13 protein-coding genes are annotated in these 15,593 nt (G+C 70.7%); 9 read left to right on the top strand and 4 right to left on the bottom strand.

All coding sequences use genetic code 11. The features are described from left to right. The first annotated feature begins 81 nt into the window (after positions 1–81). The 9 genes from ABZ567_RS00675 (at position 82) to ABZ567_RS00635 (ending at position 11,056) form a co-directional block, all read left to right on the top strand. Positions 82–3,033 carry a M14 family zinc carboxypeptidase gene (locus ABZ567_RS00675; protein ID WP_360782787.1) on the top strand — a complete coding sequence of 984 codons (2,952 nt, stop codon included), beginning with the start codon at positions 82–84 and terminating at the stop codon, positions 3,031–3,033. Positions 3,034–3,251: 218 nt separating this feature from the next. Continuing rightward, a complete protein-coding gene (gene gap / locus ABZ567_RS00670; protein WP_360782784.1) occupies positions 3,252–4,262 on the top strand; it encodes a type I glyceraldehyde-3-phosphate dehydrogenase in 1,011 nt (336 codons plus the stop codon). 105 nt (positions 4,263–4,367) lie between these two features. Then, complete coding sequence (locus tag ABZ567_RS00665) at positions 4,368–5,579, top strand: phosphoglycerate kinase (protein ID WP_360782781.1); 1,212 nt, start codon at positions 4,368–4,370, stop codon at positions 5,577–5,579. 7 nt (positions 5,580–5,586) lie between these two features. Further along, positions 5,587–6,363, top strand: coding sequence for a triose-phosphate isomerase (gene tpiA / locus ABZ567_RS00660; RefSeq protein WP_360782778.1), 777 nt, complete (start codon positions 5,587–5,589; stop codon positions 6,361–6,363). 97 nt (positions 6,364–6,460) lie between these two features. Then, the gene (secG, locus tag ABZ567_RS00655; RefSeq protein WP_024758014.1) at positions 6,461–6,691 is read left to right on the top strand and encodes a preprotein translocase subunit SecG; all 231 of its coding nucleotides are present in this window, start codon (positions 6,461–6,463) and stop codon (positions 6,689–6,691) included. Positions 6,692–6,768: 77 nt separating this feature from the next. Then, a complete protein-coding gene (locus ABZ567_RS00650; RefSeq protein ID WP_360782776.1) occupies positions 6,769–7,104 on the top strand; it encodes an RNA polymerase-binding protein RbpA in 336 nt (111 codons plus the stop codon). A gap of 175 nt (positions 7,105–7,279) precedes the next feature. Next, positions 7,280–8,932, top strand: coding sequence for a glucose-6-phosphate isomerase (gene pgi / locus ABZ567_RS00645; protein ID WP_360784967.1), 1,653 nt, complete (start codon positions 7,280–7,282; stop codon positions 8,930–8,932). A 4-nt stretch (positions 8,933–8,936) separates the two neighbouring features. After that, positions 8,937–9,437, top strand: a complete 501-nt coding sequence (locus ABZ567_RS00640) for a PH domain-containing protein (RefSeq protein WP_360782773.1) — start codon at positions 8,937–8,939, stop codon at positions 9,435–9,437. Beyond that, entirely contained in the window at positions 9,434–11,056 is a 1,623-nt protein-coding gene (locus ABZ567_RS00635) for a PH domain-containing protein (protein WP_360782770.1), read from the top strand. The genes ABZ567_RS00640 and ABZ567_RS00635 overlap by 4 nt, the downstream gene beginning before the upstream one ends. A 39-nt stretch (positions 11,057–11,095) precedes the next feature. Here the strand turns inward: ABZ567_RS00635 and pgl are convergent, their stop codons facing one another. From pgl to tal, 4 genes are read right to left on the bottom strand one after another with little or no spacing between them, the layout of a single operon-like run. After that, positions 11,096–11,878, bottom strand: coding sequence for a 6-phosphogluconolactonase (gene pgl, locus ABZ567_RS00630; protein WP_360782767.1), 783 nt, complete (start codon positions 11,876–11,878; stop codon positions 11,096–11,098). Then, positions 11,875–12,921 (bottom strand): glucose-6-phosphate dehydrogenase assembly protein OpcA, encoded by a 1,047-nt coding sequence (gene opcA / locus ABZ567_RS00625; protein WP_360782764.1) that lies wholly within the window; start codon positions 12,919–12,921, stop codon positions 11,875–11,877. Before opcA ends, pgl begins: the two co-directional genes overlap by 4 nt. Beyond that, entirely contained in the window at positions 12,918–14,450 is a 1,533-nt protein-coding gene (zwf, locus tag ABZ567_RS00620) for a glucose-6-phosphate dehydrogenase (RefSeq protein ID WP_360782761.1), read from the bottom strand. Before zwf ends, opcA begins: the two co-directional genes overlap by 4 nt. A gap of 6 nt (positions 14,451–14,456) precedes the next feature. After that, a complete protein-coding gene (gene tal, locus ABZ567_RS00615) occupies positions 14,457–15,575 on the bottom strand; it encodes a transaldolase (protein WP_360782758.1) in 1,119 nt (372 codons plus the stop codon). Positions 15,576–15,593: the final 18 nt, after the last annotated feature.

Raw genomic sequence — 15,593 nt, 5'->3', positions numbered from 1 at the left:
GAGGCACCCTTGACAGGCCCATGGGCGCCCATGAGCCTGGCGTCTGTTCACCTTCGTGGCAGACGACAACAAGGGGGGCTCATGAGACGCAGAGCGAGATCGATCCTCGCCGCGGCTTCACTGCTGATCGCGGGAGTGGCGGCGGCACCCGTCGCCGGAGCGCAGCAGAACGACCGGGACGGCGGGGACGCCCTCTCCGTATGGCGGGCCGAGGTCACCAAGGAGCAGGTCCCGCTGCTCCTGGAGGCCGGCGCCGACGCCCACGAGATGACCGAGCAGGTGCCCGACAAGGGCTCCGCGACGGTCGAGCTGTTCCTCACCGGCCGACAGGCCGGGCAGCTGCGCGGCCAGGGCGTCGAGCTCGCGGAGCACCACCTCTCCGCCCAGGCCGAGAAGCGGGTGGCCGCCGCGGGGGACGGCGTCTTCCGCCCGTACGGGGGGCCGAACGGCCTCAAGCAGGAGATCCTCGACACCGCCCGGGCCAACCCCGGGATCACCAAGGTCGTCTCCCTCGGCAAGACCCTCAGGGGGCAGGACATCCTCGCCCTCAAGGTCAGCAAGGGCGCCAAGCGCGTCAAGGACGGCTCGAAGCCCGCGACGCTGTACATGTCCAACCAGCACGCGCGCGAGTGGATCACGCCGGAGATGACCCGGCGACTGCTCCACCACTACCTCGACGGGTACGGCAAGGACGAGCGGATCACCCGGATCGTCGACTCCACCGAGCTGTGGTTCGTGCTCTCCGCCAACCCGGACGGCTACGACCACACGCACGCCGACCCCGCCAACCGGCAGTGGCGCAAGAACCTCCGCGACAACGACGGCGACGGCAGGATCGCCCCGGGCGACGGCGTCGACCTCAACCGCAACTTCGCCTACAAGTGGGGCTACGACAACGAGGGTTCGTCGCCCGACCCGGCCGACGAGACCTTCCGCGGCAAGGGCCCCATGTCGGAGCCCGAGACCAAGGCCATCGACGCCTTCCAGAAGCGGATCGGCTTCGCGTACGGCATCAACTACCACTCGGCCGCCCAGCTGATCCTCTACGGGGTCGGCTGGCAGGTCGCCACCGACACCCCCGACGACGTGGCCCTCAAGGCCCTCGCCGGCACCCCGCAGAAGCCCGCCGTGCCCGGCTACCGGCCGCAGGTCTCCTCCGAGCTGTACATCACCAACGGCGAGGCGGACGGACACGCCGCCAACGTCAACGGGACGCAGATGTTCACCCCGGAGATGTCGACCTGCGCCACCGCCTCCCGGGTCGACCCGAACGACGCCTGGAACCCGGCCGACTGCGCCTCCGTCTTCACCTTCCCCGACGACGAGAAGCTGATCCAGGCCGAGTTCGCCAAGAACATCCCCTTCGCCCTCGCCGTCGCCGAGACCGCCGCCCACCCGGACCGGCCCGTCTCTCCCGTCGGCGTCGACGCCCCCGACTTCACCCCCAAGACCTTCACCACCTCCTACGCCCGCGGCGAGGAGCAGGAGGTCTCCGTCACCGCCCGCAAGTCCCTGCGCGGCAAGACCCTGAAGTACCGGATCAACGGCGGCCGCACCCACAGCGAAGGACTCGACGCCTGGAAGGGCGGCGAGACCTTCGGCGGCGAGGACAACCTCTACTTCGACGAGTACCGCGCCGAGATCGAGGACGCCGAGCCCGGCGACTCCGTCGAGGTCTGGTTCACCGCCCGCACCCGCGAGGGCCGGATGACCACCTCCGCCCCCTTCACGTACGAGGTGGCCGAGCGCCCCCGCGGTGACGTGCTCGTCCTCGCCGACGAGGGCGGCACCGCCGCCGCCCGGCACACCGCCGCCTATGTGAAGGCGCTCGCCGACAACGGTCGCAAGGCCGCCGTCTGGGACGTCGCCACCCAGGGCACCCCGGACGCCCTCGGCGTCCTCTCCCACTTCCGTACCGTCGTCTGGTACACCGGTGCCGAGCGGCCCTCCGGGTCCACCCAGCTCGCCGTCCGCGCCTACCTCAACGAGGGCGGCAAGCTGATCAACGCCGGTGAGAAGTCCGGCGGACTCACCCGGGTCGGCCTGGCCGAGACCAACGACTTCGCCCAGTACTACCTCGGCGCCTACCACCGCGCCGGCCTGGGGAACCCGCCCGCCTTCGCCGGCACCGGTGCCTTCGCGGGCGTCGGCGCGACGCTCGGCGCCGCCGCCGACAACCCCCTCGACAACGCGGGCGCGTACACCGTCACCTCCGACACGCTGAAGCCGAAGGAGTTCCCGCAGTTCGCGAGCAGCGCCTCCGCCGGTGACTACCCGGGCGTCCGCACCCCCTTCGAGCCCGCGGAGGGCGCGACCTTCGCGGCCGTCAAGCACGCCGACGACACCTGGGCCCGGCTCAGCAGGACCGTCGACCTCACCGGCGTCGCCGCCGGAGCCGCGCCGCGCCTGGACTTCCAGGTCAGCTTCGACACCGAGCCCGGCTACGACAACCTCGTCGTCGAGGCCCACACCGTCGGCCAGGACGACTGGACCACCCTGCCGGACACCAGGGGCGGCACGTCCACCGAGCCCCCCGCCGACTGCGGCGAGGGCTACTACGTCCGGGGCCACCCCTTCCTCGCCCACTACCTCACCGTCGGCGAGGACGGCTGCTCGGCCACCGGCACCACCGGCTCCTGGAACGCCTTCACCGGCCCCTCCAACGGCTGGCGGCAGGCCTCCGTCGACCTGAGCGCCTGGGCGGGCAAGCAGGTCGAACTGTCCATCTCCTACGTCTCCGACCCGGGCACCGGCGAGACGGGTGCCTTCGTCGACGACACCCGCCTCGTCGTCGGCGCCACCACCGAGGCGGAGGGCTTCGAGACCGCCTTCGGGGCGTGGACCGTCCCCGGCGCCCCGGCCGGCAGCCCCGGCAACGGCGCCGACTGGACGCGCTCCGCGGCGCTCTTCCACTCCCAGGCCGCGGTCACCACGCGTGACACCGTCCTCCTCGGCTACGGCCTGGAGCACGTGACCGGCGCGTCCGAACGGGCGCGACTCGTCGGCCGCGCCCTCGGGACGCTCCGCCGCTGACGGAGAGTAGTGGGGACAAAGGTCCCATGACGGCCCGTACCCGCTGGTAGGTACGGGCCGTCAGCCGTTTTCCCTCACTTTCCGGGCATGTGCGGATGCGGCCGATGTCACTCCCGGGCGCCTGTGGGGGTAGGGTCGTAAGCGGTCGGGGACATCCCAAAAAACAAAAATCTCGCCGGCGTCGAGCACTCCGGCGTACCTAACGAGGAGATCGGTTCGTGACGATCCGCGTAGGCATCAACGGCTTTGGCCGCATCGGCCGGAACTACTTCCGCGCGCTCCTTGAGCAGGGTGCGGACATCGAGATCGTGGCTGTCAACGACCTGGGTGACACCGCCACCACGGCCCACCTGCTCAAGTACGACACCATTCTGGGCCGCCTCAAGGCCGAGGTCACCCATACCGCCGACACCATCACGGTCGACGGCCACACCATCAAGGTGCTCTCCGAGCGCAACCCGGCCGACATCCCCTGGGGTGAGCTGGGCGTCGACATCGTCATCGAGTCGACCGGCATCTTCACCAAGAAGGCCGACGCCGAGAAGCACATCGCCGGTGGCGCCAAGAAGGTCCTCATCTCGGCTCCGGCCTCCGGTGAGGACATCACCATCGTCATGGGCGTCAACCAGGACAAGTACGAGCCGGCGCAGCACCACGTCATCTCGAACGCGTCCTGCACCACCAACTGCGTCGCGCCGATGGCGAAGGTTCTCGACGAGAACTTCGGCATCGTCAAGGGCCTGATGACCACGGTCCACGCCTACACCAACGACCAGCGCATCCTGGACTTCCCGCACAAGGACCTGCGCCGCGCCCGCGCCGCCGCGGAGAACATCATCCCGACCACGACGGGCGCCGCCAAGGCCACCGCCCTGGTCCTCCCGCAGCTCAAGGGCAAGCTGGACGGCATCGCCATGCGCGTCCCGGTCCCGACCGGTTCCGCCACCGACCTGGTCGTCACCCTCGACCGCGAGGTCACCAAGGACGAGGTCAACGCCGCGTTCAAGAAGGCCTCCGAGGACGGCGACCTCAAGGGCGTCCTGGTCTACACCGAGGACCCGATCGTCTCCTCCGACATCGTCAGCGACCCGGCGTCCTGCACCTTCGACGCCTCCCTGACCATGGTCCAGGACGGCAGCACGGTCAAGATCCTCGGCTGGTACGACAACGAGTGGGGCTACTCCAACCGTCTCGTCGACCTCACGGTCTTCGTCGGCGGCCAGCTCTAAGCTTCAGGGCGGGCTTTCGATGAGAGCAGGGCTCGGGCAGCGCAACGCCGCGCTGTGCGAGCCCTGTTCGTGTGCTCCACCGCGTACCAAGGAGTCAGTTAACAGATGAAGACGATCGACGAGCTTCTCCACGAGGGCGTCGAAGGCAAGCGCGTGTTCGTCCGCGCCGACCTCAACGTGCCGCTCGACGGCACCACCATCACCGACGACGGCCGCATCCGCGCCGTCGTCCCCACGGTCAAGGCACTCGCCGACGCGGGTGCCCGCGTCGTGGTCGCCTCGCACCTGGGCCGCCCCAAGGGCGCCCCGGACCCGGCGTTCTCGCTCGCCCCGGCCGCCGCTCGCCTCGGTGAACTCCTCGGCGCCGAGGTGGCCTTCGCGACGGACACGGTCGGCGACTCCGCCACCGCCACCGTCGCCGGCCTCGTCGACGGCCGGGTGGCCGTCATCGAGAACCTCCGCTTCAACGCGGGCGAGACCTCCAAGGACGACGCCGAGCGCGGCGCCTTCGCGGACCGGCTGGCCGCCCTCGCCGACCTGTACGTCGGTGACGGCTTCGGCGCCGTGCACCGCAAGCACGCCTCGGTCTTCGACCTCCCGGCGCGCCTGCCGCACGCCGCCGGCTACCTCATCGCCACCGAGGTCGGCGTCCTGAGGAAGCTGACGGACGACGTCCAGCGGCCCTACGTGGTCGCGCTCGGCGGCGCCAAGGTCTCCGACAAGCTCGGTGTGATCGACCACCTCCTGGACAAGGCCGACCGCATCCTCATCGGCGGCGGCATGGCGTACACCTTCCTCAAGGCCCAGGGCCACGAGGTCGGCATCTCGCTGCTCCAGGAGGACCAGGTCCCCGCGGTCCAGGACTACCTGAAGCGCGCCGAGGAGCGCGGCGTGGAGTTCGTCCTCCCCGTCGACGTCCTCGTCTCCCCCGAGTTCCCCGACCTGAAGACCAAGGCTCCGGCCCACCCCACCACGGTCGCCGCGGACGCCATCCCGGCGGACGAGGAGGGCCTGGACATCGGTCCGGAGACCCGTAAGCTCTACGCCTCGAAGGTCGCCGACGCCGGCACCGTCTTCTGGAACGGTCCGATGGGCGTCTTCGAGCACCCCGACTACGCCGAGGGCACCAGGGCCGTCGCCCAGGCGCTCGTCGACTCTCCGGCCTTCACGGTGGTCGGTGGTGGCGACTCCGCCGCCGCCGTCCGCATCCTGGGCTTCGACGAGAAGGCATTCGGCCACATTTCGACCGGCGGCGGCGCCTCCCTCGAGTACCTCGAGGGCAAGACGCTTCCCGGCCTCGCCGCACTGGAGGACTGACCCCCACATGAGCACTCGCACCCCGCTGATGGCGGGCAACTGGAAGATGAACCTCAACCACCTCGAGGCCATCGCCCACGTCCAGAAGCTCGCCTTCGCCCTGACCGAGAAGGACTACGACGCCTGTGAGGTCGCGGTCCTGGTCCCCTTCACCGACCTGCGGTCGGTACAGACCCTGATCGACGGTGACAAGCTCAAGATCAAGTACGGCGCCCAGGACATCTCGGCGCACGACTCCGGTGCCTACACCGGCGAGATCTCGGGCCTGATGCTGTCCAAGCTGAAGTGCGCCTACGTGGCCGTCGGCCACTCCGAGCGCCGCCAGTACCACGCCGAGGACGACGAGGTCTGCAACGCCAAGGTGAAGGCCGCCTTCAAGCACGGCGTGACCCCGATCCTCTGCGTCGGCGAGGGCCTGGACATCCGCAAGGCCGGCCAGCAGGTCGAGTACACCCTCGCCCAGCTCGACGGCGGCCTGAAGGACGTCCCGGCCGAGCAGGCCGAGTCCATCGTGATCGCGTACGAGCCGGTGTGGGCCATCGGCACCGGCGAGGTCGCCACCCCCGAGGACGCCCAGGAGGTCTGCGGGGCCATCCGCGGCCGCCTCGCGGAGCTGTACTCGCAGGAGCTGGCCGACAAGGTCCGCATCCAGTACGGCGGCTCGGTCAAGGCCGGCAACGTCGCCGCGATCATGGCGCAGCCGGACGTCGACGGCGCCCTCGTGGGCGGCGCGGCGCTCGACGCCGAGGAGTTCGTCAAGATCGCGCGCTTCCGCGACCAGTGAGTATGCGGTAGCGCAGTTACGTCGTACCCTTGCGGGGGTCGGGCAGGTGCCCGGCCCCCGTCCGTATAAGTCCGAGGAAGTTGGTCCAGCCGTGGTTATGGGGTTCTCGATCGCCCTGCTCGTCTTCAGCGGCCTCTTGATGCTGCTCGTGCTGATGCACAAGGGGAAGGGCGGCGGTCTCTCCGACATGTTCGGTGGCGGCATGCAGTCCTCCGTCGGTGGCTCCTCGGTCGCCGAGCGCAACCTGGACCGCATCACCGTCGTGGTGGGTCTGCTCTGGTTCGCCTGCATTGTGGTACTTGGCCTGCTGATGAAGTTGGACGGGTAACTCCAATCACTGGACGCGCGTTGGGCCTTACGTAGACTGGGGCATCTTCGAGCACCATCACGCAGGGAGTTACGACCGTGGCAAGTGGCAACGCGATCCGGGGAAGCCGGGTCGGAGCGGGGCCGATGGGTGAGGCCGAGCGCGGCGAGTCGGCGCCGCGCGCCCGCATCTCCTTCTGGTGCTCGAACGGGCACGAGACCCAGCCGAGCTTCGCCAGCGACGCGCAGGTCCCGGAGACCTGGGACTGCCCGCGCTGCGGCTTCCCGGCAGGTCAGGACCGGGACAATCCGCCGGACCCGCCGCGCACGGAGCCGTACAAGACCCACCTCGCCTATGTGCGTGAGCGACGCAGCGACGCGGACGGCGAGGCGATCCTCGCCGAGGCGCTCGCCAAACTGCGCGGCGAGATCTGAACGTGGTGTGACGATGTGACGAACGGGCCTCGGCCGCGAATCCAATTCGCGACCGAGGCCCGTTCGCGTTCTCGTCACCGCCGCTCGACGTCGCCTCACCGGCCCCTCTGATCAATTAGGTTGGAGACGCAGCGGGGCAGACAAGCAGTACGAGAAGAAGTGGGCGATGTCCGAGATGAACAACGAAGGCCGCACCAGGCTCAACCGGCTGCCCGAGTGGGCGGCCCTCGGCAAGCACCGTGAACAGCTGGGCGAGACCCATCTGCGTGACCTGTTCGCCGCCGACCCCGAGCGGGGCGCCGGCTACACCCTGCGGGTCGGCGACCTCCACCTGGACTATTCCAAGCACCTCGTCACCGACGAGACGCTGACGCTGCTGCGTGAACTGGCCGCCGCCACCGGCGTGGCCGAACTGCGCGACGCCATGTTCCGCGGCGAGAAGATCAACACCACGGAGGACCGGGCGGTCCTCCACACCGCGCTGCGGGCCCCCCGCGAGGCCGTCGTCGAGGTCGACGGGGAGAACGTCGTCCCCGGCGTCCACGCCGTCCTCGACCGGATGGCCGTCTTCGCCGACACCGTCCGCGCGGGCGGATGGACCGGCCACACCGGCAAGCCGATCAAGAGCATCGTCAACATCGGCATCGGCGGCTCCGACCTGGGCCCCGCCATGGCCTACGAGGTCCTGCGCTCCTACACCCAGCGGGACCTGACGTTCCGTTTCGTCTCCAACGTGGACGGCGCCGACCTCCACGAGGCCGTCCGCGACCTCGACCCCGCCGAGACCCTGTTCATCGTCGCCTCCAAGACCTTCACCACCATCGAGACGATCACCAACGCCACCTCGGCCCGCGACTGGCTCCTCACCGGACTCCGGGCCGGCCAGGAAGCCGTCGCCAAGCACTTCGTGGCCCTCTCGACCAACGCCGAGAAGGTCGAGGAGTTCGGCATCGACACCACGAACATGTTCGAGTTCTGGGACTGGGTCGGCGGCCGCTACTCCTACGACTCCGCCATCGGCCTGTCCCTGATGATCGCCGTCGGGCCGGAGCGCTTCCGCGAGATGCTCGACGGCTTCCACCTCGTCGACGAGCACTTCCGCACCGCCCCGGCCGAGGAGAACGCGCCGCTGCTCCTCGGCCTCCTCGGCGTCTGGTACGGCGCGTTCTTCGACGCCCAGTCGCACGCCGTCCTGCCGTACTCCCACTACCTGTCCAAGTTCACCGCCTACCTCCAGCAGCTCGACATGGAGTCCAACGGCAAGTCGGTGGACCGCGAGGGCAACCCGGTCGACTGGCAGACCGGACCCGTGGTCTGGGGCACCCCGGGCACCAACGGACAGCACGCGTACTACCAGTTGATCCACCAGGGCACCAAGGTCATCCCGGCCGACTTCATCGGCTTCGCCCGGCCCGTCGCCGACCTCCTGCCCGGCCTCGTCGCCCAGCACGACCTGCTCATGGCCAACTTCTTCGCCCAGACCCAGGCGCTCGCCTTCGGCAAGACACCCGAGGAGGTACGGGCCGAGGGCGTCCCCGAGGAGCTCGTCCCGCACAAGACCTTCCAGGGCAACCACCCCACCACCACGATCCTCGCCGAGAAGCTCACCCCTTCCGTCCTCGGCCAGCTGGTCGCGCTCTACGAGCACAAGGTCTTCGTCCAGGGCGCCGTCTGGAACATCGACTCCTTCGACCAGTGGGGCGTCGAACTCGGCAAGGTCCTCGCCAAGCGGATCGAACCGGTCCTTGACGACGGAGAGGGCACCGAGCAGCTCGACAGCTCGACCGCCGCCCTCGTGACCGCCTACCGCTCGCTGCGCGGACGCTAGAGCCATGACGGGGGAGAACGCGGTGCGGCTGCGGCCGCCCAGGAACGCCGTGGCCGAGCGGGCCGTCACCTGGTGGCGGAGCGGGCTCGCGCTGACCACCGCCGTACCGGTGGTGGTCCTCGCCGTCCTCGGCGCCCTCGTCGGGCCCGCCAGGACCTGGCTGCTCGTCGCGGCCGGGGGCATGGCGGCCCTGGGCATCGCCTGCACCGCGTTCCTCCCCGTCTGGTGGTACCGGGTGCACCGCTGGGAGGTCACCGAGGACGCCGTCTACGTCCGCACGGGGGCCTTCTGGCAGGAGTGGCGGATCGCGCCGATGTCCCGGATCCAGACCGTGGACACCTCGCGCGGCCCGCTGGAGCGGTACTTCCGGCTCGCCACCGTCACGGTGACCACCGCCTCCTCCAAGGGCGCGATCCGGATCGAGGGCCTCGACCACGAGCTGGCCGCCGGGCTCGCCGAGCGGCTCACCGTCATCACCCGGGCCACCCCCGGGGACGCCACATGAGCGAGGCGCCGGAGGGCCCGGGGCCCGAATGGCTGCTGCTCCACCCCCGTACCGTCCTCGTCCGGGTCGTCCTCTTCGCCGGCGTGCTCGCCGGAGCCGCGCTGCCCACCGGGTTCGCCCTCGCCGGATCACGTCCGCTGTGGCAGGCCTTCGCCTGGGTCGCCGCCGGCGTGACCCTCGCCCTCGCCGCCGACGTCGCCGCCGAGACGGTCCGCTACCGCCGCACCCGCTACCGCGTCGGCCCCGAGCGACGCGAGACGGGGGTACCCCCGGCCGAAGGCTGGGGGAGGAGCGAGACGGGGGTACCCCCGGCCGAAGGGTGGGGGAGGGTCGAACTCCACACCGGACTCCTCGTCGCGCAGCGCCGCTCGCTCGCCCGCGAGCGGATCCGCAGCGTCGACCTCACCGCCAACCCCCTCCAGCGGGTCTTCGGCCTCGTCAAGGTCCGCATCGGCACCGGCGAGCACACCTCCGGCGGCGAGACGACCCTCGAACTCGACCTGGTCGCCCGGGCCGAGGGCGAGCGACTCCGCCACGAACTCCTCAGCCGCGCCGCCACCGTCCCCGAGGGCCAGGGCCACGACGACGCCCTGGCCGTCCTCGACCCGCGCTGGATCCGCTACGCCCCCGTCTCCTTCCTCGCCCCCGCGCTCGGCGGCGCGGCGGCCGGCGCCGTCATGCAGGTCAGCGAGTGGTTCGGCGCCCAGGGCGAGGTCATCGACTGGATAGGGGACCGCTTCCAGGACGTCTCCGTCCCCTGGACGATCACGGCACTGGTCCTCCTCGCCACGCTCGTCGGCGCCGTCGGCGCCCTCGGCCTCTGGCTCGAGATGTGGTGGAACTACCGCCTGGAGCGCGCGCCGGGCGGCACCCTGCGGGTCTCCCGCGGTCTCCTCACCGCCCGCTCGGTCTCCCTGGCGGAGCGCAGGCTGCGCGGCATCGAACTCGTCCAGCCGCTCGGCGTCCGGATGTGCGGGGCCGCCCGCCTCGACGCCGTCGCCACCGGTCTCGCCCAGGACGACGGCGACCGGCACGGCGACCTCAAGAACCTGCTGCCCGCGGTGGAGCGGGCCGTCGCCGACCGGGTGGCCGCGCAGGTCCTGCGCGAGCCGGAGTCGCCCACCGGGGCGTCCCTCGCCGCCCACCCGAGGGCGGCCCGCACCCGGCGGCTGCGCTGGGCACTGTGGGGCGCTCTCCTGCCCGTCGCGGTCCTCGCCCTCCTCGGGCTCCTCATCACCCCGGTGCTGCTGTACGTGGCGGCCGGCTGCGCGGTCGTCCTCGTCCCGGTCGCCGTGCTGTTCGCCCTGGACGCCTACCGGGGCCTCGGGCACGGCGTCAGCGGCGCCTATCTGGTGACCCGTTCGGGAACGGTCCGGCGGGCCACGGTCGCCCTCCAGCGGTCCGGGGTCATCGGCTGGACCGTCAAGCAGTCGTACTTCCAGCGGCGCGCCGGCGTCCTGACGCTGACCGCCACGACGGCGGCGGGGGCGGGCGCGTACGACATCCTCGACGCGGGCGAGAGCCAGGGTCTGGTCTTCGCCGCCGAGGCCGTACCGGAGCTCCTCGGGCCGTTTCTCGAGCCCGCGCACATGCCGGAGGCCCGGGTCACCAGAAGGTGAACCGGGCCTCCGTGAGCGGGGGTCAGACGTGAGCGGGGATCAGGCCGAAGCGGGCCGGTACAGATCCCGCGGCAGCTCCGAGGCCGCCGCCGTGTCGAGCAGCCACAGCGTCCGCGAGCGGCCGTAGGCACCCGCGGCCGGGGCCTGGACCTCGCCGGCGCCCGACAGCGCGATCGCCGCCGCCTTCGCCTTGTCCTCACCGGCCGCGAGCAGCCAGACCTCCTGCGCCGCCCGGATGGCCGGAAGGGTCAGCGAGATCCGCAGCGGCGGCGGCTTGGGCGCGCCGTGCACCCCGACCACCGTCCGCTCGGTCTCGCGGACCGCCGGCAGCTCCGGGAAGAGCGAGGCCACATGGGTGTCGGGGCCGACACCCAGCATCAGCACGTCGAAGCTCGGTACCCCGCCGTGATCGCCCGGACCCGCGGCGGCGGCCAGCTCCTGCGCGTACGCGGCCGCGGCGGCGTCGACATCGCTGCCGTACGGGCCGTCCGAGGCCGGCATGGCGTGCACCCGCGCCGGGTCGAGCGGGACCCCGTCGAGCAGTGCCTCCCGGGCCTGGGTGACGTTCCGCTCGGGGTCCCCCTCGGGCAGGAAACGCTCGTCGCCCCACCACAGGTCGAGCCGCGACCAGTCGATCGCGTCCCTGGCGGGCGCGGAACCCAGCGCCGCGAGCAGCCCGTTGCCGTTGCGGCCGCCGGTCAGTACCACCGAGGCAGAGCCCCGGGCGGTCTGGGCGTCCACGATCCGGGTGATCAGCCGGGCCGCGGCCGCCTGCGCCATCAGCTCCTTGTCACGGTGGACGACCAGCTGAGGGGTGCTCACTTGGCCGCCGCCTTCTTGGCCGGTGCCTTCTTCGGGGCGGGCTTCGCCACGGGCTCGGGCTCGGGCTCGGCCGGGGCGGCCGCGACGGCCTCCGGCTCCGGAGCGGCGCCGGTCGCACCCTCGTCGAGCCGCTCAAGACCGAACTTGAGCGCCGTCGCGTAGGTGTCGTCCGGGTCGAGACGGCGCAGCTCCTCGGCGATCAGCTCGGCCGTCTCGCGGCGCTTGAGCGCCACGGCACGGTCCGGCTGGCCCTGGATGGAGAGCGTCGCGAGCGACCCGTCCGGCCGGTCGAGCACGATCGGACCGGAGCTGGTCTCCATCCGTACGGAGGTGAGACCGGGGCCCGCCGACCTGCTGCGCCGCACCGGCACCTTCAGTCGCTCCGCCAGCCACATCGCGAGCAGTTCGACGCTCGGGTTGAACTCCTCGCCCTCCACCTCGGCGAAGGTCACCTCGCACACGACCTGGTCGAGCGCGGCGGCGAGCATCGAGCGCCACGGGGTGATCCGGGTCCACGAGAGGTCCGTGTCACCCGGGGTGTAGGCGTCGGCGCGCGCGGCCAGCTCGCGGATGGGCTGTTCGGCGGCGTACGTGTCGGTCACCCGGCGCTGGGCGAGGGCGCCCAGCGGGTCGTTCGCCGGGTCGGTCGGCGCGTTCACCGGCCACCAGACGACGACGGGGGCGTCCGGGAGGAGCAGCGGGAGCACCACCGACTGGGCGTGGTCGCCGACCTCGCCGTACAGCCTGAGCACCACCGTCTCGCCGGTGCTCGCGTCGGCGCCGAGGCGGACCTCGGCGTCGAGCCGTGCCTTGGAGCGGTCCCGCGCCGAGCGCGAGACCCGCTTGATGACGACGAGGGTCCGCGAGGGGTGCTCGCGGGATGCCTCGTTCGCCGCCTTCAGCGCGTCGTAGGCGTTCTCCTCGTCGGTGACGATGACAAGGGTGAGCACCATGCCGACGGCCGGCGTACCGATCGCCCGCCGCCCGAGCACCAGCGCCTTGTTGATCTTGGAGGACGTGGTGTCCGTCAGGTCGGTCTTCATGGCCGGCGCCAGCTCCGTCCGTCTCGTGCGAGCATCTCGTCCGCCTCGACCGGACCCCAGGTCCCGGACTGGTACTGCGCGGGCTTGCCGTGCTTGTCCCAGAACTGCTCGATCGGGTCGAGGATCTTCCAGGACAGCTCGACCTCCTCGACGCGCGGGAAGAGGTTCGAGTCGCCGAGCAGGACGTCGAGGATGAGCCGCTCGTACGCCTCGGGGCTGGACTCCGTGAAGGACTCGCCGTACGCGAAGTCCATCGACACGTCCCGGATCTCCATCTGGGTGCCGGGCACCTTGGAGCCGAACCGCACCGTCACACCTTCGTCCGGCTGGACCCGGATGACGATGGCGTTGCGGCCGAGTTCCTCGGTCGCGGTGTGGTCGAAGGGGGAGTGCGGGGCTCGCTGGAAGACGACCGCGATCTCGGTGACGCGGCGGCCGAGGCGCTTGCCGGTCCGCAGGTAGAAGGGGACGCCCGCCCAGCGGCGGTTGTCGATCTCCAGCTTCACGGCCGCGTAGGTGTCGGTCTTCGACCGGGGGTCGATGCCGTCTTCCTGGAGGTAGCCCACGGCCTTGGCGCCGCCCTGCCACCCGGCCGCGTACTGGGCGCGGACCGTGGTCTTCCCCAGGTCCGTGGGCAGCTTGACCGCGCCGAGGACCTTGGTCTTCTCGGCGGCCAGCGCGTCGGCGTCGAAGGAGGCCGGCTCCTCCATCGCGGTCAGCGCGAGCAGCTGGAGCAGGTGGTTCTGGATCACGTCACGGGCGGCGCCGATGCCGTCGTAGTAGCCGGCACGGCCGCCGATGCCGATGTCCTCGGCCATGGTGATCTGCACGTGGTCGACGTACGACCGGTTCCAGATCGGCTCGAAGAGGGTGTTGGCGAAGCGGAGCGCCAGGATGTTCTGGACGGTCTCCTTGCCGAGGTAGTGGTCGATCCGGAAGACCTCGTGCGGCGGGAAGACCTCGTGGACGACCTCGTTGAGCTCCTTGGCGGAGACCAGGTCGTGCCCGAAGGGCTTCTCGATGACCGCGCGGCGCCAGGAGCCGTTCTTCTGGTCGGCGAGCCCGTGCTTCTTGAGCTGCTGGACGACCTTGGGGAAGAACTTCGGCGGGACCGACAGGTAGAAGGCGAAGTTGCCGCCGGTGCCCTGCGCCTTGTCCAGCTCCTCGATGGTGGACTTGAGCTGCTCGAAGGCCTCGTCGTCGTCGAAGTCGCCCTGGACGAAACGCATCCCCTGGATCAGCTGCTGCCACACCTCCTCGCGGAACGGGGTGCGCGCGTGCTGCTCGACGGCGTCGTGGACCTCCTGCGCGAAGTCCTCGTCCTGCCACTCCCGGCGGGCGAAGCCGATGAGCGAGAAGCCCGGCGGCAGCAGGCCGCGGTTGGCCAGGTCGTAGACGGCAGGCATCAGCTTCTTACGGGACAAATCGCCCGTGACGCCGAAGATCACCAGGCCCGACGGCCCCGCGATGCGCGGGAGCCGTCGGTCTGCGGCGTCACGGAGCGGGTTGGCTCCGTGGACTGCGCTCACAGTTGCTTACGCCTCCGAAGGTGCGAGGCGCTTGAGCTCCGCCTCGGTGGACTCGAGCAGGTCGTTCCAGGACGCCTCGAACTTCTCGACGCCCTCGTCCTCCAGGAGCTGGACGACCTCGTCGTAGCCGATGCCCAGCTTCTCGACGGCCGCGAGCTCGGCGCGCGACTGCTCGTACGTGCCGCGCACGGTGTCACCGGTGACCTCGCCGTGGTCGGCAGTGGCCTCCAGGGTGGCCTCCGGCATGGTGTTGACCGTGCCGGGGGCGACCAGGTCCACCACGTACAGGGTGTCCTTGTACGCCGGGTCCTTGACGCCGGTCGAGGCCCACAGCGGACGCTGCTTGTTGGCGTGCGCCTTGTCGAGGGCGGCCCAGCGCTCGGACGAGAAGACCTCCTCGTACGCCTCGTACGCCAGACGCGCGTTGGCCAGGGCGGCCTTGCCCTTGAGGGCCTTCGCCTCGTCCGTGCCGATGCCGTCGAGGCGCTTGTCGATCTCCGAGTCCACGCGGGACACGAAGAAGGACGCCACGGAGTGGATCTTGGAGAGGTCGAGGCCGCGCTCGCGGGCCTTCTCCAGACCCGCGAGGTAGGCGTCCATGACCGCGCGGTAGCGCTCGAGCGAGAAGATCAGCGTCACGTTGACGCTGATGCCGAGGCCGATGACCTCGGTGATCGCCGGCAGACCCGCCTGGGTGGCCGGGATCTTGATGAGCGTGTTGGGACGGTCCACCAGCCAGGCCAGCTGCTTGGCCTCCGCCACCGTGGCGGTCGTCTCGTGGGCGAGACGCGGGTCGACCTCGATGGAGACCCGGCCGTCCTGGCCGTCGGTCGCGTCGAAGACCGGCCGCAGGATGTCGGCGGCGTCACGGACGTCCGCCGTCGTGATCATGCGGATGGCCTCGTCGACGGTCACCTTGCGGGCGGCGAGGTCGGCCAGTTGCTGGTCGTAGCCGTGCCCCTCGGAGATCGCCTTCTGGAAGATCGACGGGTTGGTGGTCACACCGACCACATGGCTCTGGTCGAGGAGCTCGGCCAGGTTGCCGGAGGTGATCCGCTGACGCGAGAGGTCGTCCAGCCAGATCGCGACGCCTTCGTCGGAGAGGCGCTTGAGAGCGTCTGTCATGAGAATTGCATCTCCATT

It is taken from the genome of Streptomyces sp. NPDC016459 (assembly GCF_040632845.1).
GTDB lineage: Bacteria > Actinomycetota > Actinomycetes > Streptomycetales > Streptomycetaceae > Streptomyces.
This window is presented reverse-complemented; position numbering and strand designations above follow the sequence as displayed.

Coding starts and splice junctions, on each gene's coding strand:
- opcA (WP_360782764.1), bottom strand. CDS start 12,921: ATGAAGACCGACCTGACGGACACCACGTCCTCCAAGATCAACAAGGCG.
- secG (WP_024758014.1), top strand. CDS start 6,461: ATGGGGTTCTCGATCGCCCTGCTCGTCTTCAGCGGCCTCTTGATGCTG.
- ABZ567_RS00635 (WP_360782770.1), top strand. CDS start 9,434: ATGAGCGAGGCGCCGGAGGGCCCGGGGCCCGAATGGCTGCTGCTCCAC.
- pgi (WP_360784967.1), top strand. CDS start 7,280: ATGAACAACGAAGGCCGCACCAGGCTCAACCGGCTGCCCGAGTGGGCG.
- ABZ567_RS00675 (WP_360782787.1), top strand. CDS start 82: ATGAGACGCAGAGCGAGATCGATCCTCGCCGCGGCTTCACTGCTGATC.
- ABZ567_RS00665 (WP_360782781.1), top strand. CDS start 4,368: ATGAAGACGATCGACGAGCTTCTCCACGAGGGCGTCGAAGGCAAGCGC.
- tal (WP_360782758.1), bottom strand. CDS start 15,575: ATGACAGACGCTCTCAAGCGCCTCTCCGACGAAGGCGTCGCGATCTGG.
- ABZ567_RS00640 (WP_360782773.1), top strand. CDS start 8,937: ATGACGGGGGAGAACGCGGTGCGGCTGCGGCCGCCCAGGAACGCCGTG.
- tpiA (WP_360782778.1), top strand. CDS start 5,587: ATGAGCACTCGCACCCCGCTGATGGCGGGCAACTGGAAGATGAACCTC.